Source organism: uncultured Arcticibacterium sp. (genome assembly GCF_964021845.1).
In the GTDB taxonomy this organism is placed as follows: Bacteria; Bacteroidota; Bacteroidia; order Cytophagales; family Spirosomataceae; genus Arcticibacterium.
Genome location: NZ_CAXHZC010000002.1, coordinates 249926 through 272474 on the forward strand (window position 1 = coordinate 249926; position 22549 = coordinate 272474).

General features: G+C 37.6%; 17 protein-coding genes. 10 read left to right on the forward strand and 7 right to left on the reverse strand.

Annotated features, from left to right (window positions below):
• Positions 1 to 97: 97 nt before the first annotated feature.
• Together AADJ06_RS07785 and AADJ06_RS07790 are read right to left on the reverse strand one after the other, a co-directional pair.
• Positions 98 to 2050 carry a hypothetical protein gene (locus tag AADJ06_RS07785; protein WP_341225862.1) on the reverse strand — a complete coding sequence of 651 codons (1953 nt, stop codon included), beginning with the start codon at positions 2048 to 2050 and terminating at the stop codon, positions 98 to 100.
• A 101-nt stretch (positions 2051 to 2151) separates the two neighbouring features.
• Complete coding sequence (locus AADJ06_RS07790; protein ID WP_341225863.1) at positions 2152 to 2520, reverse strand: glyoxalase/bleomycin resistance/extradiol dioxygenase family protein; 369 nt, start codon at positions 2518 to 2520, stop codon at positions 2152 to 2154.
• A 261-nt stretch (positions 2521 to 2781) separates the two neighbouring features.
• Between AADJ06_RS07790 and AADJ06_RS07795 the strand changes: the two genes are divergently transcribed.
• The 4 genes from AADJ06_RS07795 (at position 2782) to AADJ06_RS07810 (ending at position 5960) form a co-directional block, all read left to right on the forward strand.
• A complete protein-coding gene (locus AADJ06_RS07795) occupies positions 2782 to 3051 on the forward strand; it encodes a TIGR03643 family protein (RefSeq protein WP_341225864.1) in 270 nt (89 codons plus the stop codon).
• A gap of 14 nt (positions 3052 to 3065) precedes the next feature.
• Positions 3066 to 4529 carry a deoxyribodipyrimidine photo-lyase gene (locus AADJ06_RS07800; RefSeq protein WP_341225865.1) on the forward strand — a complete coding sequence of 488 codons (1464 nt, stop codon included), beginning with the start codon at positions 3066 to 3068 and terminating at the stop codon, positions 4527 to 4529.
• A 106-nt stretch (positions 4530 to 4635) separates the two neighbouring features.
• A complete protein-coding gene (locus AADJ06_RS07805; RefSeq protein WP_341225866.1) occupies positions 4636 to 4848 on the forward strand; it encodes a hypothetical protein in 213 nt (70 codons plus the stop codon).
• 527 nt (positions 4849 to 5375) lie between these two features.
• Complete coding sequence (locus AADJ06_RS07810; RefSeq protein WP_341225867.1) at positions 5376 to 5960, forward strand: tRNA-(ms[2]io[6]A)-hydroxylase; 585 nt, start codon at positions 5376 to 5378, stop codon at positions 5958 to 5960.
• 2 nt (positions 5961 to 5962) lie between these two features.
• Here AADJ06_RS07810 and AADJ06_RS07815 read toward each other — a convergent pair whose 3' ends face one another.
• Positions 5963 to 6679 (reverse strand): glucosamine-6-phosphate deaminase, encoded by a 717-nt coding sequence (locus AADJ06_RS07815; protein WP_341225868.1) that lies wholly within the window; start codon positions 6677 to 6679, stop codon positions 5963 to 5965.
• Positions 6669 to 7841, reverse strand: a complete 1173-nt coding sequence (locus AADJ06_RS07820) for a hypothetical protein (protein ID WP_341225869.1) — start codon at positions 7839 to 7841, stop codon at positions 6669 to 6671. Before AADJ06_RS07820 ends, AADJ06_RS07815 begins: the two co-directional genes overlap by 11 nt.
• A gap of 185 nt (positions 7842 to 8026) precedes the next feature.
• Here AADJ06_RS07820 and AADJ06_RS07825 point away from each other — a divergent pair, with 185 nt between their 5' ends.
• Together AADJ06_RS07825 and AADJ06_RS07830 are read left to right on the forward strand one after the other, a co-directional pair.
• Positions 8027 to 10783, forward strand: coding sequence for a DNA gyrase/topoisomerase IV subunit A (locus AADJ06_RS07825; RefSeq protein WP_341225870.1), 2757 nt, complete (start codon positions 8027 to 8029; stop codon positions 10781 to 10783).
• Positions 10784 to 10785: 2 nt separating this feature from the next.
• A complete protein-coding gene (locus AADJ06_RS07830) occupies positions 10786 to 12705 on the forward strand; it encodes a helix-turn-helix domain-containing protein (RefSeq protein ID WP_341225871.1) in 1920 nt (639 codons plus the stop codon).
• Here the strand turns inward: AADJ06_RS07830 and AADJ06_RS07835 are convergent.
• The gene (locus tag AADJ06_RS07835) at positions 12702 to 13553 is read right to left on the reverse strand and encodes an AraC family transcriptional regulator (RefSeq protein WP_341225872.1); all 852 of its coding nucleotides are present in this window, start codon (positions 13551 to 13553) and stop codon (positions 12702 to 12704) included. The genes AADJ06_RS07830 and AADJ06_RS07835 overlap by 4 nt on opposite strands.
• Before the next feature lie 143 nt (positions 13554 to 13696).
• Here AADJ06_RS07835 and AADJ06_RS07840 point away from each other — a divergent pair, with 143 nt between their 5' ends.
• Positions 13697 to 14497, forward strand: coding sequence for a phytanoyl-CoA dioxygenase family protein (locus AADJ06_RS07840; protein WP_341225873.1), 801 nt, complete (start codon positions 13697 to 13699; stop codon positions 14495 to 14497).
• Positions 14498 to 14575: 78 nt separating this feature from the next.
• Positions 14576 to 15289 carry a LytTR family DNA-binding domain-containing protein gene (locus AADJ06_RS07845; RefSeq protein WP_341225874.1) on the forward strand — a complete coding sequence of 238 codons (714 nt, stop codon included), beginning with the start codon at positions 14576 to 14578 and terminating at the stop codon, positions 15287 to 15289.
• On the opposite strand, the gene AADJ06_RS07850 is transcribed toward AADJ06_RS07845, so the two are convergent.
• Both AADJ06_RS07850 and AADJ06_RS07855 read right to left on the reverse strand, forming a co-directional pair.
• Entirely contained in the window at positions 15286 to 15579 is a 294-nt protein-coding gene (locus AADJ06_RS07850) for a LytTR family DNA-binding domain-containing protein (protein ID WP_341225875.1), read from the reverse strand. The two genes, AADJ06_RS07845 and AADJ06_RS07850, sit on opposite strands and share 4 nt — an antisense overlap.
• Positions 15580 to 15604: 25 nt before the next feature.
• Positions 15605 to 18019, reverse strand: a complete 2415-nt coding sequence (locus AADJ06_RS07855; RefSeq protein WP_341225876.1) for a DUF4114 domain-containing protein — start codon at positions 18017 to 18019, stop codon at positions 15605 to 15607.
• A gap of 366 nt (positions 18020 to 18385) precedes the next feature.
• Between AADJ06_RS07855 and AADJ06_RS07860 the strand changes: the two genes are divergently transcribed.
• Positions 18386 to 19513 carry a glycosyl hydrolase 53 family protein gene (locus AADJ06_RS07860; RefSeq protein ID WP_341225877.1) on the forward strand — a complete coding sequence of 376 codons (1128 nt, stop codon included), beginning with the start codon at positions 18386 to 18388 and terminating at the stop codon, positions 19511 to 19513.
• A gap of 46 nt (positions 19514 to 19559) precedes the next feature.
• The gene (locus AADJ06_RS07865) at positions 19560 to 22547 is read left to right on the forward strand and encodes a SusC/RagA family TonB-linked outer membrane protein (protein WP_341225878.1); all 2988 of its coding nucleotides are present in this window, start codon (positions 19560 to 19562) and stop codon (positions 22545 to 22547) included.
• Positions 22548 to 22549 lie beyond the last annotated feature (2 nt).

Genomic DNA, 22549 nt, shown 5'->3' on the forward strand with positions numbered 1-22549 from the left:
AGCTATAAAGGCATTCATACATAATCAAGTTTTATGTAAAGTTGGTATGATAAACTGTGTAAGTGGTTATAAGTGCTGTCTAGATAACCTTAAAAAACTACTCCGAAGGGTCAAACAAGCCTACAATATTTGGCGGAGCTAAAAAATAAGCACCCGTTTCTACCAAAATACTTTTTGCTTCTGCTGTGGTCGCAGGAGCTATTTCACATCGTTCGCCATTCGGGATTATGACGTCGTCACATTTACGAGGTACTTGGTTTGGTGACCAGTTAGATGCATTATGCCAATCTTCAGAAGCATTACCTGTAAAAGTGAGCACTGCTGGTGATGGACAGTCGGTAAAAGTGATAAAGGGAATAGTCAAAGAACGTAGGTCACAGCCAGAACCTTGCGGTCTGTAATTAAAAAATATTGAGTCTTTACCCATTGCATTGGCAGGTGGTGTCCAAGAGTTTGTTCCTGTTATTATTTGACCAGCGGGAGTCAATAATCCACTACCGTTTTTGACAAAAACACTACCGCCTGTAATGTCTGCATTGGCAAAATTTGCATTTCTTATGATAGGGCTAACAGTAAGTCCAGAAACAATAGGAGCTTGCTGAGGATGATAGATTAAGCCTGTATTAGTGATTACATCTATGATACTATTGGGAGAGTTCAAAGCCAAGGCCGAATCGGCCAAAAAGATGGCTCCAGCGTTTTCAAAAGTTGCACTAGATTTTTTATAAAACTTTTCTAATTGGAGAAAGCCTTCATTTATGATACTCATTCCATTTATAGTTCCTGTCAATGCAAGCGAATCTTCTAGGATAAAATCGGCACAGGCAGCATTGGTCATTTTAATTTTGTTATTAAACTCTAAAGCCACGGCATTGGCCAATGTTCCTTTGCCAATTTTAAAATAGGCGGTATCAGCATTTATTAAAACAACTGAATTGAGTCCGTTAATACCAAAAGTCAAACCCTTTTCATAGAAATCTCCAACATAAAAATCTCCAACGTTTTCAATAATAGCTCTGTTACTGACTTTTATGCCTTCTCTCCTTCCGTTTATTGGTAGGTTTATAAAACCATGGTTGGTAAGTTTGGTATCTACGCCGTCTATGGCCATAATGTATTTACCTGGCAAATCCCCTACCCCGCTATTAGTCAACAAAATAACACCATCTTTGGCATTAAATAGTTCAAATGAGGTATCCATAACTAAAGCATCTGAATTTGAAACTCTTAGTCTAATATCCCCTTCATTCGTTAGCATTTTATTGGTACTTAAACTAAGTCCAATACCAGAACCATTTCTACAGTTTAGCAATCCTTGGTTTAGAAAATCACAGGAAATCCCTAATGTCCTATCAGTTCTGATTTGGGCCGATGCTGTATTTGTAAAAGAATTGCTGCATTGAATGGTAATAGCTTCTTCCGTTGCTATTGTACCTTCATTTAGGCCATTAGCACCTGAAACTACCAGTGCCGCACCTCCTACATCTTCTACTTGAATCGTGCCCTTATTTGTGAAACTGTTTACTTCTAAACCGTCTGAAGCCACATTCTCAATCTGCAAATGTCCTTCATTTAAAAAATAATCTCCAGGCACTCCATTTATTCCGGACACATTGGCTTGGTTTATATACAACAAACCGTTTTGACCAATAATCAAAGAACCATTAGCCTGTAAGTCAATGGCATTTTGAGCAGACTGAAGAATGTGTAACTCACCATCTATATACAATTTGGCAGAGCCGTCAATAATTACACCTTCTCCCAAACTTTCATTTATGGTAAAAACATCAGAATTAGTGCTGGAAGACTGTACTAAGATAGCACCAGGCTGTAGTTCTAATGCTCTAATAAGTACTTCACTCGAAACTACTACACTATCACTGGCAATTTGAACAAGTTCCTCTTTTTCGGGGATTTTATCTGCCACCCAGTTTTCAGGATCCTCCCATTTCAAATTGTCACCGTCTCCGTCAGAGTCACCGTCCCAAACGGCCGTTTGAGAAAAAGTTAAAAAGGGCATTAAAATTAAAAGAGCGAGTAAGTTTTTCATCAATGGGATAATTTTCAACTTATAAGTTTAAGAAGGCTCAGACATGAAAAACCAAAAAATGTATAATTGGCAGTAATTACTGTGTCAATGACATAACAGCTCTAATTTTTGATATCCTCAAAAAAGAAAAGTGCATTTTTATTCAAATCATAAAGACCAAATTCATTAGTTCCCCAGGCCGTGTTAAGTCTTAATTTATCTTTTGATAAGGCTCCGTTTTCTACAAATTCCTCAAATAAAGAAATCACATCTTGTATCCAAAATCTCACCACCGAACCGCCAAGAAGCGGGTCCTCTTCCGTATCTGCATGCCATTGAAGATGGATATCTATGTTTTCTCTACGCAGTACAGCATACATTTCGTCACCGCCCTTCATCTCAAAACCTGTATATTTTTTATACCATGCCACGTCTCTTTTAATATCCGACGAAGGTAGAACTGGAATCCCTTTTTTAAATTTTGCTTTCATTTTATCCAAATTTGTACCTCCCAAATTAAAAATCATTGTTATTACAGCATGCCATATTTAAATGTACCTCAAGGTAATCTATTCATTTGTAAAGTCACTATGAACTTCGTTCTCTCATATTTCAATATAAGGTCTTGATTTAAAAATGTTTTTCTTTTTAGGCCAATTTCTTATTGTAAACCTGTTAGCCATTTGTTTGAAGAAGTTATTTTGTTTAATTATTTTAGATTTTTATTAAACAATGATTATCTCTTTACAGCAATGACCGACCAAGATACCGACCGAATTATCCAAATGGCTTGGGAAGATAGAACGCCTTTTCAAGCCATAAAAATACAGTTTGGCACTTCGGAGGCAGATGTTATTGCTACTATGCGACGTACCTTAAAGGAAAGTTCTTTTAAACTTTGGCGTAAGCGGGTCAATTCTGGTGTGAGTCAAAAACATCTCAAAAAGAGAAGCGAAGAAATTACACGTTTCAAATGCACGCGGCAGAAAAGCATTTCGCTGAATAAGATTTCAAAACGTTAAAAGGCACGTCAATTTTGAGAAGCAAAAAAAACATTGTTTGGCTCAAAAGAGACCTGAGAACACAGGACCATCTGCCGTTTCAAGAAGCAGAAAAGGCCGCTGAAGATTACCTTATTATTTACCTTTTTGAGCCCTCACTATTGGCTCACCCTGACACTTCTTTACGCCATTTGCAGTTCGTGTATCATTCCATTTTTGACCTGAATGCACAGTTGGATCCGTTCCATCGAAAAGTCCATATTTTTCATGCTGAAGCCGAAGAGGTGTTTGATTATTTGACCACTCAATTCGCTATTTCAACTGTCTTTTCCTACCAAGAAAGTGGTATCATGAAAACTTGGAAAAGGGACAAAAACGTAGCTAAACATTTAGCCTGTAGGGGTATAGAATGGCAAGAATTTCAACAAAATGGCGTACAGCGAGGCATCAAAAATAGGGAAAATTGGGATACAAATTGGTACAGTCAAGCCCATCAGCCTATCATAAAAAATACGTTTTCCATTTCTCAAAATCTCGAGTTTGCATACCCATTTTCTTTACCAGAAACGCTTGAAAATCAACTAAAAGATTATCCCATTCACTTTCAAAAACCTGGTGAAAAAATGGCATGGAAATACCTGATTTCCTTCTGCCAAGAAAGAGGTAAAGACTATAGCCGTTTCATTTCTAAACCAAAAGAAAGCCGAAAATCTTGCGGAAGGCTATCGCCATATTTAGCCTGGGGAAATCTGAGTATAAAACAGGTCTATCAATTTGTTAAAAACCACCCAAACTACAGTAAATATGGCCGCGGTTTTAATGGTCTTTTGATACGACTCAAATGGCATTGTCATTTCATTCAAAAGTTCGAAAACGAATGTGAATACGAAACACTTTGTGTCAATAGAGCTTACGAAAAACTAATATATACCAATAACGAAACCCACATTAAGGCATGGAAAGAAGGCCGGACCGGCTTCCCGCTGGTGGACGCTTGTATGCGATGCGTAAACACCACAGGATGGCTAAATTTTAGAATGCGTGCCATGCTGGTTTCGGTACTTTGCCATCATTTTGATTGTCATTGGCGAACAGGCGTTTATCATCTTGCTCAGCAGTTTTTGGATTACGAGCCAGGCATTCATTACACACAGTTTCAGATGCAAGCCGGAACCACAGGTGTAAATACCGTACGAATGTATAATCCTGTGAAACAGTCGCAAGACCATGACCCCGAAGGTATTTTTATCAAAGAATGGGTGCCGGAACTAAATGATGTACCCAAAGAATTTATCCATGAGCCATGGAAAATGAGTATTTTGGATAGAGAACTTTTGGGTATAGAAATTGACTATCCAGCACCCATCGTAGATTTAGCTGCAAGTGGTAAAGTAGCTAGAACTAAGCTTTGGGGACACCGCAAAAACCAAGATGTAAAAACAGAAAATCAACGAATTATTAAACTTCATACCCGAAACAATACATTTAAAAAAAAGTGAAATAGAGAATCTGGAACGGAAATCCAGGCTCAACCTAATCAATTCTACATCAGGGATTAAGCCTGCTAATTTAATAGGAAGCAGGTCGGCCGACGGAAGAGATAATGTGGCCATATTTTCTTCTGTGGTACATTTGGGTTCTAATCCTGCTCAATTAGGACTTATACTTAGGCCACAAATAGAAGCCCAAAGTGACACGCATCTTAACATTCAAGAAATGGTATTTTATACCATTAATCATGTGTCGGAGGCTTTTGCAAAGAAGGCACACTATGCCTCAGCGAAATTGGGTAGAGAGAAATCTAGTTTGAGAGAATGAAACTAGAAAAAGAACAAATTGATGATTTTCAGGCTCCCTTTGTCAAAAAAATGAGCCACTACCCTTCAGGGCCTTAGGAGCAAATATGGGATGGTTTGTTTTGGCGATTTATGAACGAACACCAGGATTTCTTTAAATCAAATAGCCGCATCAGCATGCTATATTACGCTTTACAAAAAATGCCAGACGAGAAAAAACAAGCACATCTGCAACATGTGGAAAGCTTTTTGGCGAAGCTTGATGAGATTTGAAAAGGATTTTAGCTTAAGCTTGATAAAAGTACCGCTTAAAAAAATGGAAGTTAAGCTCCAATGGAGCTAACTAGGAGTAGTTTGGGATGAAATTCCACGTTAAATGTTACCTACAAGCATCTTGTTTGGCGAGATTTTGGCCTTAATGCCAGAGTTATGACAAACGGACACCTTTGAATATTTCTTTTATGGTATACAGAGCTAAAGTTTTAATCTAAAACCACTTTCTACTTCTCTTTCATTGAGTTTTATTGAATTCTATTTTACCTTCGCCACATGAAATTAAACTTGGATATAAAAGGGCCTAGCAGCCAAGAATGGCTTGAGGCCGTCATGGCTGATTTTAATAGTTTTTTACAAGACCATGCCGACTGCGAGCGTAAAGCCTCAGCCATGAACATGAGTTTTGTGGCCAAATATCCAAACAGAACAGAGATACTTCCAGAGCTAATTGCCACTGGAATAGAAGAACTCCAGCATTTTGAAGCCGTTTACAAATTAATGGAAGCTAGGGGCGTACAGCTTCAGCATAGCATAGCCGACGACCCATACATCAAAGCCCTCATGAAATTAAGATACAGTGATGTAGAAGGACGTTTTTTAGACGGTCTCTTGATCGCCTCCGTTTTTGAAACTCGCGGCGGGGAACGTTTCAAAATGGTAGCAGATGCCCACCCAGACCCCGAAATAGCCAGGTTCTACAAAACGCTATGGGTTTCTGAAGCCAAACACGGACATAATTTTGTCAAAATGGCTCTTAATTATTTCCCAGAAGAAAAGGTTTACAGCCGACTAAATTATTGGATTGACCAAGAATGTGAAGTGGTTAAAAACTTGCCGATTAGAGCTGCTTTGCATTGATATTAAATCATACTTCCTGCTAACTCATCTACCCAAATAAGCCCCTCCTTGTGTAGCTGAAAAACAGTGGAAGGTATTTCTGTTGAAACTGGAGAATTGACAGTTTGACCAATAATGGCTGCTTTCTTTTCTCCTGAGGCCATTATCATGGCAGTTTTAGCTTCCAGCAAATGTTTCAAACCTACCGTAATACCTTTTGTCAAAGGTGTAGCCGCCTCAAAGTATTTTTGACCTACGTCAATAGTCATTTGTGCCAAATCTGTAACATGACAATAATGGTCAAAAGCATACCCAGGTTCGTTCAATCCAATATGACCATTCAGGCCAATTCCTACCAACATTAAATCTAGACCTCCTCTATCTAAAATCAATTTATCAACGCGTTGACATTCTGAGGTCAAATCAGGGCTTAAAGAATCAAAAAAGGTATAGTTTTCTTTTGTGACATTTAAAGGTTTCAGGAAATTCTCTTCCACTATATATCTACAGCTTCCGACACTTTCTGGACCTATACCTACCCATTCGTCTAGGCCTATAATCATGCATTTAGAGAAATCTACAGACTGTGCCATGTCTACGGCTAGTTGGTAGGCTCTTCTGGGAGTATCTCCTGAAGTTAACACTAATGTGGCCGTAGGCTTACCTTTTATAAGGGCAATGATAAATTTAGCTACCGCCAAAGAAAGAGCCTCTGCGTCTTTAAATTTTTTAATATTCATAGGTTAGTTTATTATCAATCTCTCTAATTCTCAAAAGTGATTCCCCTAAAGTTAGCGGCTTTTCTTCTTTCATCACATTTTCAAAATACCAGCCTAATCCTTCCGAAATAGGTACATCATTTACACCAAACTCATCTCGCATAAAATGTAAGTATTTCATCAATTGAAAGGCATCAAAAAATTGAAAGAAACGCTTCTCAAAAGCATCAAAACTAGCCACATTCTGCTTTATCAATTCTATCTTTTCTTTGGCACTTATTGAGCTTAAATATGCCAGCAACCCTTTATGTAATCCAGTGAAATCAACCTCAGACTCATAAAAAGATTCTTTTCTAGCCAAAAATGGCTGCAAAATTAAAAAAGCCTCAGGGTTATACGTTTGCCACTCAAAACCTTTTTCTTCATACTTCAGCATAGCACGTCCCGTACCAAATGGAACCCTATCTGAGATTCTTCCAGAAGGATAAACGGTAGTGTCTGTAATGTTTCCGCACTCGCCATCTTTGATAAACTTCTGCATGAAGTAAAAATCTTCTCCCGCTTTACGCCTGTTCATACCACCTTTGGCCATGTATGTATCCGACAGCACTGCCATGCTAGAGCCTACCGTATGAATAGCAAAAGGTAAATCAAGCATACGCTGCAGCAATATGTATAATCTTAGGTGACTTTCATATTCAATAATATCTCGCTGCTTATTAATCCTATGCTCAAAGTGAATGGCCGCCGCATTAAACACGGACTGCTCGAAGAAACTACTGATAGCTTGGAAATAATTTCGTTTAACCTCACAGTCGGCATCCAAATATACTAGGATTCCGTTCTGACTATTGGCTTTAAAATTTTGCGAAACTAAATCACCTAAAACCTTTCTGGCAAGGCCTACGCCTGCATGCTTTAAAGGTAAATCAATTTCTAACAAACATTTGAATACTATGGAGCCTGAATAGTTTTCAATCCAAGCATTTACTTCATCAAAACCCTTCAAATTAGAGGCCACAGTAAGAGGATCATTGTCCTTTGACCCATTAATCAATATATAAACGCACACTTCTAAGCCATCTGTAGCAGCCTGAGATAAGGAGTTTAGTGTAGTTAAAATATCAGGCTCATTATAAGCCGGAATACAAACCGAAATATGACGATGGTCTCTAAGTTTCATAAAGCACGAAAGTAAGAATTCTGTTTCATGAAAGAGCATTTAGATATTTAACTAAAATATAAAACAGCCGAGGTAGCTGAATCTATTTACAATTTTTTTTTGCTTTAAATGATATCTGAAGTTAAATCCCCCACAATTTTTTATTTTTGCATATACCCCCTACATAGACTAGCATTTCTGACATAATGAGTGATAAAAACCAAGCTTACGACCCAACCCAACAAGACGAAGTTTTAGATGACATGTTTGAGGATTATTTCCTTGAATATGCGTCCTACGTAATTCTGGAAAGAGCCGTACCTGCCTCTGAAGATGGCTTAAAGCCTGTTCAAAGGAGACTTATGCATGCTCTTAAAGAAATGGACGACGGCCGATTTAACAAAGTTGCCAATGTAATAGGTGCTACTATGCAATTTCACCCGCACGGTGATGCCTCTATTGGCGATGCCATGGTAACCATAGGTCAGAAAGAACTCTTATTAGATATTCAGGGAAACTGGGGAGATATAAGAACTGGAGATAGTGCTGCAGCACCAAGGTATATTGAGGTAAGGCTTTCAAAATTTGCTAACGAGGTTCTCTTTAATGAAGACACCACTGAATGGCAAATGTCTTATGATGGCAGAAAAAGAGAACCAGTAACACTACCAGCCAAATTCCCATTATTGCTAGAAATGGGTGTTGAAGGTATTGCGGTGGGTCTTTCTACCAAACTTATGCCTCATAACTTTATTGAAATTTGCGAGGCATCAATAAAACATCTGAAAGGTCAAAAATTCACTATTTACCCTGATTTTCTTACAGGAGGAATTTTAGATGTGAGTGCCTATAATGATGGGGCTAGAGGCGGTAAAATAAAAGTAAGAGCAAGAATATCAGAGGTTGACAAAAAAACCCTGAAAATATCAGAGATTCCTTATGGAACCACCACCGGAGGTCTAATTGACTCTATTATAAAAGCAAACGACCGTGGTAAAATCAAAATAAAAAAAGTAGAAGATAATACGGCTCGTGATGTAGAAATCATCATTCATTTAGGAACTAACACATCACCAGATATTACTATTGATGCACTTTATGCATTTACGTCTTGCGAAGTGTCAATTTCTCCAAACGCCGTTGTTGTTAGAGATGACAGACCCCACTTTGTCAGTGTTTCTGACATTTTAAAAGACTCTACTGACCAAACTTTGCATCTGCTCAAAAGAGAGTTAGAGATTAAGAAATTTGAGCTTATGGAGAAGCTTTTATACAGCTCTCTAGAGAAAATATTCATTGAAAACAGAATTTACCGAGACATAGAAGAATGCGAAACTTTTGAAGCCGTAATTGACACTATTGATCAAGGTTTAGAACCATTTAAGAAAGACTTTTATAGAGAAATAGGCAGAGAGGATATTCTAAGATTGACCGAAATAAGAATTAAAAGAATATCAAAATTTGATGCCTTTAAGGCAGATGAACTAATGAAAAGGCTTATTGATAGCCTTAAAGAGGTAAATCACCACCTTGACAATTTAACAGACTACGCCATTGACTTCTTCAATAACCTAATTAAAAAGTATGGTGAAGGGAGAGAACGAAGAACAGAGCTTTTGGAATTCCAAGAGGTGAAAGCTACCGTGGTGGCAGCCAATAACCAAAAACTTTATGTAGACCGTAAAAATGGCTTTATAGGATACGGCATCAAGAAGGAAGAATTTGTGATGGACTGCTCCGATATTGACGATATCATTGCTTTTAAGAGAGACGGAACCTATAGTATTTCTAAAGTTTCTGATAAAAACTTTGTGGGTAAAGATATTATTCACTGCTCTGTTTGGCGAAAAAACGACGAACGCAGAATTTACAATGCCATTTACCTAGATGCTAAGTCTGGTAAAACTTATGCGAAACGTTTCAATATAACAAGCATCACCAGAGACAAAGAATATAATGTAACCAAAGGGGCTCCAAAATCTAAAGTGCTATACTTTAGTGATAACGAAAACGGAGAAGCCGAAATAGTTACTGTTAGCTTGACGGCATCTAGTACCGCAAAGAAAAAACAATTTGACTATAACTTTGCCGATTTACTCATCAAAGGCCGCTCTTCTATGGGTAATATGGTTACTAAATATCCTGTAAGAAAAATAGCCCTTAAATCTGCCGGTAAATCAACCCTTGGTGGTGTTGATATTTGGTATACACCAAACCTAGGACGTTTAAACAGGGACGAACACGGCGAATACATAGGAAACTTTGAGGCAGAGGATAAGGTATTGGTACTTTATAAAACTGGTGAATATGAACTAACCAATTTTGAACTGACTAATCACTATGATGCTCGCTCGGTTATGCTGATAACTAAACTGGAGGAAGAAGGGATAGTCACCGCCATTTACTATGATGGCGATAGTCGAATATATTACATCAAAAGGTTCCAGATAGAAACCACCACCATGGATAAGAAGTTTGCCTTCTTAACCGAACATAATAGAACTGAGCTTTTAGGAATATCTTATGACGACTTACCAAGAGCCGAGCTAAAAGTAAAAAAAGACCGTAAGTCAAACATTGAAAAAATAGAATTCAAATTAGAAGAGTTGGTAGGTGTTAAAGGTTGGAAAGCCTTGGGAAACAAGCTACCGTTTATGAAAATAAGCGATGTAAAAATGCTGGAGCCTGAAATCATTGAGAAGGAAGAGCCCGAAGAGACGCCCGACGACGACGACGATAATGATAACGAAAGCGACAATGGTGCAGAAAACAACGCCGATATAGAAAACACAGAAGAGGGTACACCAGAAGCTGCTGCTAAAGAAGATGTTAAACCGGAAGCCGCAAAGCCTGAGGCACCAAAAGCTGAAAGCCCGAAGCCTGAAACGCCAAAGTCTGAGCCAAATAAAAACAAATCAAAAGACAAAGACCCTGATTCTGAAAACCAATTAGGTCTGTTTTAAATGTGAATAGATTTCATGCAAATATTGACCAAGGTATAATAGTAACCTTTCTTACGCCCTTGGTCATACTATGTTTTCAGGTACTTTGCTTCTCACAGTTAAAAGTAGACGTAAAACTGGAGGTGGACCCGCTCATAGAAAAAGGCGATATCTACATTGCTACAGACTTTAATGAATGGAATGCTGGCGACCCTGACTTCCGCATGACCAAAGTTGGGCTCTCACATTACAGCATTGTTTTAGAAAACGTACCCGAACGTTTTGAATATAAATTCACTCAAGGTACCTGGGCTACTGCCGAAGGTACACCCGCTGGTTTGGCACTGCCAAACAGAGTATATACTCAGAATGAGTCAAACAAAACCTCAATAAATAACACCATCTTAGGCTGGGAAGAGCAGATAGTTTACAGCTTTATAGTAAACGCTATTCCTGAAAACACACCAAAAGATGCATCCATTTATGTAGCAGGAAATTTTAATAATTGGGATCCTGAAGATGAAAACTATAGATTAAAAAAATCTATTGACGGTAGCTACCGATGCAAGGTATACTCCGATTCTGAGGAAATAGAATTTAAATTTACAAGAGGCTCATGGGATTCCGTAGAAGGCAGAGAGAGTGGAAAAGCCCGACCTAACAGAACTTTAAAAAGGGAATTCACTAACGACGTAGACAATTTAACTTTCCGAATAGTAGGTTGGGAAGACCTTCAGGGTGCCTTTAGTTTTTATTCTATATATGACCTCCTCCTCCTATTTTCAATTTTCCAGGGAGTTTTGCTTTTAATAGCCATTCCAAACTTACAATCTAGCAATACAGGAAATAATAAGTGGCTGTTATGTACCATTGGTCTCTCCACATTCAGCATCTTTTTCTATTTGCTTTCAAATTATCAAAACTCGGTACAGTACTTTTCTCAGGTATTATTCTTCTCCGACTTTGTCATTTTCCTCTATGGTCCTATTTTTTACTTTTACCTGAGAAAGCTTCTTTTCAATATTGAAAGTTTGCCCTCAAAATGGTATCTACATTTTATTCCATTCTTGATTCAACTAATTATCTATTTGCCATTTTTATTGCAACCAGATAAAACCTTGCTAGACAGAATCATGAACCAGGAATCTTCGCTAGTTATCCTGTTTTTAGCCATTGGTTTCGCTGGTTTCCTGTGGAATACCTACTACTGGAATCTCTTCCGAAAAACTATCAAAAACTACCAAGAGCAGTTTCAATCAAACTTTAGTTATGACCAAAACCTAAATTACCTCACCACCATTTTAATCATACAGTTTGTCTGTTTGACTATTTGGTTTGCCTTCTTTGTGGTTTTCGGATTGTCAAGATTTTTTAATTATGAGACTGTAGACTTACAGGAAAACTTCATTGACCTTATTTGGCTTTCTTTCTCCATGATTACCTACATTTTGGGTTATTTTGCCATTCACCAGCCAGAAACCTTTAAAGCTACCCCAGAGAATATTTCCATTTTTGATGATATTCTAGAAAGTACTCCTCATAAAAAGACGGTAAATAAGCTGCCTAAAAAAGATCAAACACAGACCGAAGCTATTTTGCCGGTTATAGAAGCTTTTGAAAAGAATATTGAAGAGAACAAACCTTTCTTAAATCCTAAACTTACCTTAAGTGAGCTAGCCGCTCAAATAAACATACAGCCGCATGTTTTGTCGAAGACCATCAATGAGCACTACGGCAAAAACTTCTTTGAGCTTATTAATGGTTACAGAATAAATGAATTTAAAAACTTGGTAAAGCAAGAGAAATTTAGCCATTATACTTTACTAGCACTAGCCTACGAAGTAGGTTTCAATTCGAAAACTGCTTTTAATAGATCTTTTAAGAAAATCACTAAGCAAACACCAAAAGAGTACTTTGAAGAAGTAAAAGAAAGCTCAAACTAATTTTTATTCCGCCCACGCCAAACACTAGGGCTACAAGAATACTTCCTTTTAAAAAGCCTGTTAAAATGCATCAAAGTATTAAATCCAGAAGAAAAAGCCACCTCTGATATTGATTTATCTGTCCCTTGAAGCTCTCTCATGGCAGCCGTAAGCCGCAGCTCGTTCAAATAGTCTACAAAAGTTTGATGCGTTTGTTTCTTAAAAAATCGACTAAAAGATGTGGGAGTAAGACAACTCAAACTTGACATTTTCTCCAGCGTAATTTGCTCTCTAAAATGGTCTTGAATATAATTAAAAACTGTATCCATTCTGTCGGTTTCCTTTTTACCTAATTGACTTTTAAAATCAGTATTTAGTAATGAATAGAAAGAAGTCTTAGAGGCTAGCATATCTAAAAGTTCAAATAATAGGAGGACTTTACTCATACCTACCGCCTTATGCAAAGTGTCAAATTTTGACATTAAGAAATCTTCTTCCCCATTGACTTTGAAACAAATTCCTCTATCAGACTTTCTTAATAGTATTTTAACTTTTTCAAATTCATTCAAACCCACTAAAAGCGGCGAAACTACTAATTCGCTAAACTGAACTACATCTGCCTGACAGTTTTCTTCCTCCATATCTGAAACCCAAGTGTGTGGAATATTTGCACCTATTAAAACAAGGTCACCTTCCTGAAAGGGCTCCAAACTATCTCCTACGTGCCTATTTCCTTTTCCCCTTCTAATAAAAGTAATTTCGTACTCAGGATGAAAATGCCATTTAAAATCAAAACGAGGCACTTCATGTAAGTAACTTCTAAAAGAAGACAAGCCAGTCTTTTTTACGCTCTCAAATACTGCTTTCACTTTTATTACCTTCTATTTGATAAAATACAAACATATAAAGATAAAATAAGTTATCATCTTGGCAAAATCCGCAAAATTGTGTTCACATTTTCCTATCAACTTTGTATTAGAAAAATTTAAAACAAATCACCCATCCTACTGATATGAAATCAATTGACCAACCATATATACTTACCAAAGAACAAATAGCCTTCTATCAGGAAAATAAATTCATAAAGCTAAAACAAGTTTTTGACGCCAGTACCCTAGCACACTATCGTCAAATAATTATTGATAAAGTAAAAGAGTTAAGTACAGAGAACCTTCCTTTAGAAGAAAGAGATACTTATAGCAAAGCTTTTCTTCAAGTTATGAACTTGTGGAGAGAGTCTGATGAAGTAAAAGAGTTTGTATTTGGTAAAAAGCTAGCACATATTGCTACCCAATTAATGCAAGTAGATGGCGTAAGGCTTTATCATGATCAAGCCCTTTTCAAAGAACCAGGTGGAGGATTTACGCCTTGGCATGCAGACCAATACTACTGGCCACTTTCTTCAGACAATACCGTTACTGCCTGGGTTCCTTTACAGGCGGTTCCTAAAGAAATGGGGCCCTTAGAGTTTTCGGCCAAAAGTCATTTACTACAAGACGGAAGAAACTTAAAAATATCTGACGATAGCGAAAACATAATCTCATCAAAATTAAGATTGGGAGATTTTGACCAAGTAGCTGAAGCCTTTGATTTAGGTGAAGTCAGTTTTCATAGCGGATGGATATTTCACCGAGCAGGTGCTAATACCACCAAAGAGATGCGTAGTGTGATGACCGTTATTTACATGGACAAGGACATGAAACTAAAAGAGCCAGTAAACGAAAATCAAAAACTAGATTGGGATACATGGTGCCCAGGTGCAAAAATTGGCGAGATTATAAATAGCCCAATAAATCCCGTTCTTTATAAATAAAAGTGACATAGCCTTTAGATCTTTGGAGCTGTCTCTTATCTTTAATGGACGCTAGTTACCCACGGAAAACAAGGCAACATGAGATTAAGAAGCATTATTATTGAAGATAGCAAAATAGCTCGAGCGGCTTTAGAAAGGCAATGCCAAGGCCATAAGTCCATCGAGCATATTGCTTCCTTTGAAATGGCAACAGAAGCACTTGATTTTCTTGCAGAAAATGAAATAGACCTGATTTTTCTGGATGTTGAAATGGAAGGCATGAATGGTTTTGAGTTTCTTAATGCCCTAGCCATACTTCCAGCCGTAATAATGACTACTTCTAGTAAAGAATACGCCTACGAAGCTTTTCAATACAGTATTGTGGACTATATTCAGAAACCTATTACCAAGCCTAGATTAAACATGGCTATAGAAAAGGTTTTAGAAAAATGGGATAAACCAGAACCTGAAACCAGCAGCTATACCGTAGACGACAATGCCGGAGAAGAAAATATTTATGTCAGAGTGGACCGGAAATTTATTAGAATCAGAAAGCCCGACATTTGCTACATTGAAAACCTAGGCGACTATGTTAAAATATTCACAGAGAAAGACAGCTATGTAATGCTAGGTCTGCTTAAAAACTTAGAAGCCAAACTGGGCAGTTCTTTTTTCCGTGTTCATCGTTCCTACATTGTTAACCTCAATAAAATTTTAGATGTAGATGATAACAATCTTGTGGTTAAAGATAAAGTCATTCCTATCAGTCGAAGACAAAAAACCGAGTTTCTACAGCGTTTAAATATTCTTTAAAGACCCGCCAAAACATCAAATCTTCTTCTAGAAACTTTAGCTAAAGTACCATCAACTAGTAATACCGCTTTGTTAGCACCTTCACTCACCACTTCTTTTATAAATTTTGGATTCAATAAATAGGCTCTATTAATACGTAAGAAATGATTATACTCACTCCTTTCTTCATGTATCTTTAAAGTAAATCCAGACACTACTTTCTTCCCATTATTCAGATTATAAACCGTATAATTAGTGTCTGCCTTTAAATAAAGAACTTCTTCTGGGTTTTCTACTAATGCTTTTACCATGTTATTTATATTTTTTGTGTGTTATTTAATTTTGACAACCTAAAATTTGTGCATCTATAACGGCTCCTGATTCTGTAGAAAAGCCCGGCTTAAATTCTATAGAATTTTCAGATGTAAATATCACTCTTGAATCATCTTTGGTTTTATTACTAACCTGCATATTTCCTGTGGAAGCATATACCTCATTAGAATAAGAAGTAGCCATTATTTCGGTATCAGCTTCGCAACCATTTACCTTACTAAAGCTTATATTGTTAAATTTAAAGTCAAATGGAACAAAGGAATTATTATCGCCAATGGCAGAAAAAGTAAGTGCAGTAATATCATCATTGCTAAGTGTGTTGTTTGAGCCATCCAAAAACTCACTTAGAGGAATATAAAATCGCTTTGCTGATGCTGTCAAGTTAACCACTTTCCTAGGTTGGTCTAGCCACTCTGTTACCCCTTCATGACTAAGCACTATTTCTATGGATTGAACACCTTCGGCTACAAAAGATAAGTAAGAATACTCTGTAAGATCCACCGCTCTTAAACCCAAACGTAAGGGTCTGTGAACCGAATAATAATTCTTTACATCGCCAGAGGCCTCAAAACTTCTTTCTATCCAAAAGTGATTATCATTCTCTACTATTTTATCTAAAGGAAAAATAGAAAGACTCTCATTGGCCACGTTCGCTTCTTCAAAATTGGCTATCCAAGCTCCATCAGCTAAATATATGGCATCTTGTTCTATTGAGTTCTCTTTATAGATATTCAAGCCTGCGTCAAAAACACCTGCCGTTTCTAATTCAATTTCTTGCAAAAATGCTCCCGTTAATTCTACGCTATCTTTATATGCAATGGAGTTTGTTTGCTCCGAGTTTCTCAAAGTACCTTCTACATATACTTTCCCAGTTTCACGTCTTGAATTAATTAAAGTCATTTTAAATTGACCTTGAACATATTCTCCAAAACGCATAGCTATAGCTGGACTGGCCGAAAATGACGCAGTCTTTGACAGGGCAAATGATTCACTAAATATATTTATTACTTGCTCTGCTAAATAGAATACATCTGATGGCTTCCTACCCCATAACTGAAGGTTTAGGAAGACTCCTCCTAAAGGATAATCTGTTATATTCCAGTGACTATTAAATTGATATTGGTCGTCACCCAATTCTTTTAGTGAAAAAGACATGGCATACTCTACAGAGCCGTCATCTCTTTTTAAGCTTATAAGTGTTCCAGGGTATTCGCCACCAATCATAACAGTTTTGGCTGACAACAAAGCCGCACCACCTACCCTATCACATATACTTTTAGTATGACTATAAACGTCATCTATGGTTTTTGTAACCAAACAAACAGCTTTTCTATCATAAGTAGTGTCAAGTTCGTTGTAAGTACTGTCAAAAAAGTCAACCGAGAGCACTTCAACCGCATTCGTCAAGTCTAATAAATCAGTGGGAGTACTTTGGTATGCATCCGAAGAGTCAGGGCCTAAAGTTGGTACTAAAGCTGTTAAAGGAATCTCTTCCAAAGTAGAAAAAATACCCTTCACTTGTGTATGAGAACCCATTGAGATGGACTTGTATCTATCCTCATCTTTATTTAATAAATCCTTCTGAAGGTTCCTTTTTGCAATCTTTTCTGCAAGAGAACCATTACTCTCCAAGCCTCCCTGATTTCCTGAACTAATAGCCCCATCTACTGGAGAGGTATAATTAATATTGCTAAGCGAAATTGATTCAATTGGATTGGCAGAAATATAAAAAATAGCGTCATTAAAATCTTGGTCACATGAGGCGTAATCTCTTCTTATATCTTCAAAACCTAATACTATCCGCTCTGTTTCTTCATCTATAAGCTGTACATTATGATATTTTAAACTTTGCACAGTCTCTGGGTTGTAAGCTGGATTAGAATAAACCGTCCATAGCTTATTTTTCACCAATTGTTTACCCGAATCCCAGCCATTCGCTATTAAAACCCAACCAATACCAGTGCCTGGAGCAAAAGTCCCTAAGTGCACTTTATTCCCCGGTAGTAAGCCTCCTCCGCTATATAAACGAGATACATTAGGAAAAATAATATTTATGTCTTCTGCGGGTGGAGCAGTTGGCGATGGGTTACTGGCATCAAAAGTATAATAACCCAAGGCGTTTTTATAACCTGCCCCTTCTGCCACAAAAGTTATCCAAACATCCGCACTGTCAACAAGCACAATATTACTCTCTGTACCGGTAGTAATATAATGTGCATTATAAAAAGGAACAGGGTAGCTTTCTGGTAAAGAAGCATCAACTTTTTTCAAGAAATCCCTATCGACCACATCTGAGGCAATCAGGTAATCAGGCACCCCCTGAGAATTATACGTACCCATGTAGCTAAAGTTTTGAGCAAAGCCCACTACAGATAAAATTTGAAATAAGAACAAACTGACTTTGAATACAACTTTCATGTTTTCTGACTTGGTGTGTAACAAAAGTATCTCAGATACTTTCTAAATAATTAATATTTCGATGAAGTGTAGGATTCACTCTGAAAACGGTAAATCTTTTCACATCTCACTTTATATTTTCTCTCAAGAGATAAATGATTGATTGTTTTACACGCTATGTAAGACATAACTCATCATCCATGAGATTTAATGGTACAATTCAAAGGTTCATTTTTTAACAATTCGTACCGAATCATAAAATGAACCTATTAAAAACTTTATATTAAGCAAGTTATAAGAAAACCAAATTAGGATTTAAATAAGTAAAGTGGAACGACCAGCCTAAACATCTAGGGTACTTTTGCATAGTGAAATAACCATTTCCTTATGCCTAAGTATCTAAACTATCTTATTACACTGTTAGCCGCTGGCTTGCTTTTTTCGTGTGAAGCAGTTTCTCAGAAAAAGCAAAACCATATTTACTTAGGTGCTGATCTTTCTTACGTAAATGAGCTGGAGGCCTGTGGAGCCAAATTTACTCATAACGGAAAATCGGTAGAACCTTTTGACTTTTTTGCATCTCAAGGAGCTAATTTAACCCGTCTAAGACTTTGGCATAAGCCTAGCTGGACAAACTATTCAACATTAGATGATGTAAAGAAATCTATTGCTAAATCAAAAGCAAAAAACATGCCTATTTTGCTTGATTTCCACTATTCTGATAACTGGGCAGACCCTGCTCACCAGATAATTCCGAGTGCATGGTCGGGTATTACAGACACCGAAATATTAGGAGATAGCCTTTATCTCTATACGAAAGCTGTTTTGACCGAGCTGAACAACGAAAACTTACTTCCTGAATTTGTTCAGATTGGCAATGAAACCAATTCTGAAATTTTAATGGAAAAAGAAACAGCCGAAAATGGTCCAACCAATTGGCCTAGAAATATATCCTTATTTAACAAAGGCTTAAAAGCTGTTGACGATTTTAATAAAGTCAATAACACTTCGGTTCAAACTTTTCTTCACGTAGCACAGCCTGATGAAGCTCTTTCTTGGTTTGAAAACGCCAGTAAAAATAACCTTCAAAACTTCGACTGGATAGGCCTTTCTTATTATCCAAACTGGTCAAAATTTAACTTAAAACAGTTAGAAGAAACTATATCGACATTAAAAAGCACCTATAATAAAAGGGTAATGGTGGTAGAAACAGGCTATCCCTACTCTACTAGAAATTTTGATGAGGCAAGCAACGTACTAGGAACTGGCTCTAACCTCAATGGCTACCCAGTAAGCCCAGAAGGGCAGTTAAGTTTTATGATTGACTTAACCTCAAGTGTTATAAAAGCTGGTGGCGAAGGAGTGATTTACTGGGAACCGGCTTGGGTAAGTTCAGCTTGTAAAACGCAATGGGGTACAGGCTCCCACTGGGAAAACGCAGCGTTTTTTGACGCAAGTCGGAATAACGAAGCACTACCAGTTTTTGACTTTTTGGGACATAATTATTTTAAATAAACTGATAAATACAATAACCATAATTTAAACTTAAAACTAGAATAGAATGCAACAAAACTATTGTGATAGCACAAAAGCCGTTCTTTGGAAGCCAAAGTTTCTTTGGCTACTCCTGCTAAGCTTCTGCATGGGTCAGGCTTTTGCCCAAAGCGATGTTACTGGTAAAGTAACCGACTTCGAAGACCAAATCGGCCTTCCAGGAGTAACTATTGCCATTAAGGGAAGTACTCAAGGTACCTCTACTGATATGGATGGAAATTATAAACTATCTACGGCGGGCGTTCAAAACCCAATCTTGGTATTTAGTTTCATCGGAAAAGAAAGTCAAGAAGTGGTGGTAGGTAACCAGTCGGTTATCAACATTGCTCTTACAAACAACAGCCAAGCACTGAACGAAATAGTGGTGGTAGGTTATGGTACACAAAGAAAAAACGACCTTACTGGTTCTATTACTTCTATTACCGAAAATGATTTTGTGAAAGGAAACGTAAGTACTCCTGAGCAGTTAATCACTGGTAAATTAGCTGGTGTACAAATTACCTCAGGTGGTGGAGCTCCGGGTTCTGGAAGTACTATCAGAATTCGTGGTGGCTCATCACTAAATGCGAGCAATGACCCGCTTATTGTAATTGACGGTGTGCCGATTGACAACAGCGACGTTTCTGGTTCTGCTAACCCTTTGAGTTTTATAAACCCTAATGACATTGAATCTTTCAACGTCCTTAAAGATGCTTCCGCCGCAGCTATCTATGGCTCTAGAGCAGCCAACGGTGTAATTATCATTACTACCAAAAAAGGTAAAAAGGGTTCGCAAACTAAACTGAGCTTTAACAGTCGTTTTTCTGTAGCAAACAATATCAACGAAGTAGATGTACTTAGTCCATCTGAATTTGTAGATGCTGTAGGTACTTACGGAACTGCTTCTCAGCAAGCTTTATTGGGAACAGCAAACACAAACTGGCAAGATGTTATTTACAGAACTGCTTTAACACAGGATAATAACCTGAGCTTGACAGGTACTTTAAAAGGTATGCCATACAGAGCTTCGGTAGGTTTCTTGAATCAAAACGGTACGCTGCAAACATCAAACCTTAAAAGAACTTCAGCTTCTTTGGGCCTGTCTCCGTCTTTTCTTGACGACCACCTTAATTTAGATGTGAACTTCAAAGTAGCAAATAGTAAATCTCAATTTGCCGACGAAGGAGCCATAGGAACAGCCATCAGTTTTGACCCTACACAGCCAGTTTACGCTAGCAACACAGAGTTTGGTGAATACTTCAACTGGCTTGACCCGAACGGAAATGGTATTGAGGCTCTTGGGCCTAGTAACCCTTTAGCCATGCTGAATTTGAGAGATAACGTTGGTGTTTTAAACAGGTATATTGGTAACGCCAGATTAAGCTATACTTTCCATGGTTTACCAGAATTAAAAGCTGTAGTGAATGCAGGTTTTGATAAATCAAACACAGATGGAAAAGATATAACTAGCCCCTTGGTTTCTGCCAACTCTTTCAATAATCAAGGTTCTACTGCTTTCTATCTTCAAGACAGAAACAACACTACATTCCAAGCTTACTTGAACTATGTAAAAGAAATCAATCAGCATCGTTTTGATGTGATGGGAGGTTATGAGTATCAAAACTTCACTAGAGAAAACGAAACCGGAACAGACTACGGAAAATCTGATGTAACGCCTTTAAGAAACTATTTCAAAACAGAATACAGACTGGCATCTCAATTTGGTAGAATTAACTACGGTTTTAATAACACTTACCTAGCCACATTCACGGTAAGGCGTGACGGAACCTCAAGGTTTGCACCGGACAACAGATATGGTATTTTCCCATCTGCGGCTTTAGCATGGAAACTTAATGAGCAGTTTGACATTGACAATACCTTCTCAGACCTAAAAGTAAGAGTTGGCTGGGGTGTTACGGGGCAGCAAGATATTAACTCTGGCGACTTCCCGTACCTAGCGGCTTATACGCCTGGTCAAGGTTTGTTGTACCAATTTGGCGGAGCTTTTTATGACGTACTTCGTCCAAACCCTTATGATGCTCAAATCAAATGGGAAGAAACTACTTCTACTAACTTTGGTTTAGACTTCGGGATTCGTGCTGCTAAAATATCTGGTAGTATAGATTTCTACATGAAGAAAACAGAAGACTTAATTAATGAAATTGACGCCCCAGCGGGTACCAACTTCTCTAATAAAGTGGTAACCAATATTGGCTCTTTAGAAAACAAAGGGGTTGAGTTTACTTTAAACTATACGCCTATTCAAAATGCTGATTTCTCTTGGGATTTGAATTTCAATGCTACGTATAACAAAAATGAGATTACGGCATTAACCAGAAATGATAACGAAGATTACTTAGGTGTTCTTACTGGTGATGTAAGTGGTGGTACTGGTGCCTATGGTCAAATTCACTCCACAGGTTATGCCCGTTCTTCATTCTTCTTGTATCAGCAAGTTTATGATGAAAGCGGTAAGCCACTTGAAGGTGTATTTGTAGACCAAAACAACGACGGCGTAATTAGTGAACTAGATAGATATCACTATCAAAACCCAGACGCAAACTATTTCTTAGGCTTCTCTTCTCAGATGCAGTATAAGAATTTAAACTTCGGCTTTATCATGCGTAGTAACATAGGAAACTATGTTTTCAATAACGTAGCCTCTGGTTCTAGTAGCTACTCTTCAATGACTGGTGCGGGTAACTTTATTTTCAACCTGAACTCAGCTGTACAAGAAACAGAGTTTAGCTCTTCTACCGGAAGAGACAGAATCAACCTTTCTGACTACTTCGTGGAGAATGCTTCTTTCTTAAAAATGGATAACATAAACGTAGGGTATGATTTAAGCTCACTTTTCAAAACCTCTAAACTTAGAGCTAACCTAGGTTTCATAGTTCAAAACGTGTTTACCATTACTAACTACACGGGTCTTGACCCAGAAGTACAAGGTGGAATTGACAGAAACATCTATCCACGTCCGCGTACTTACAGTTTGAATCTAAATCTTAATTTCTAATA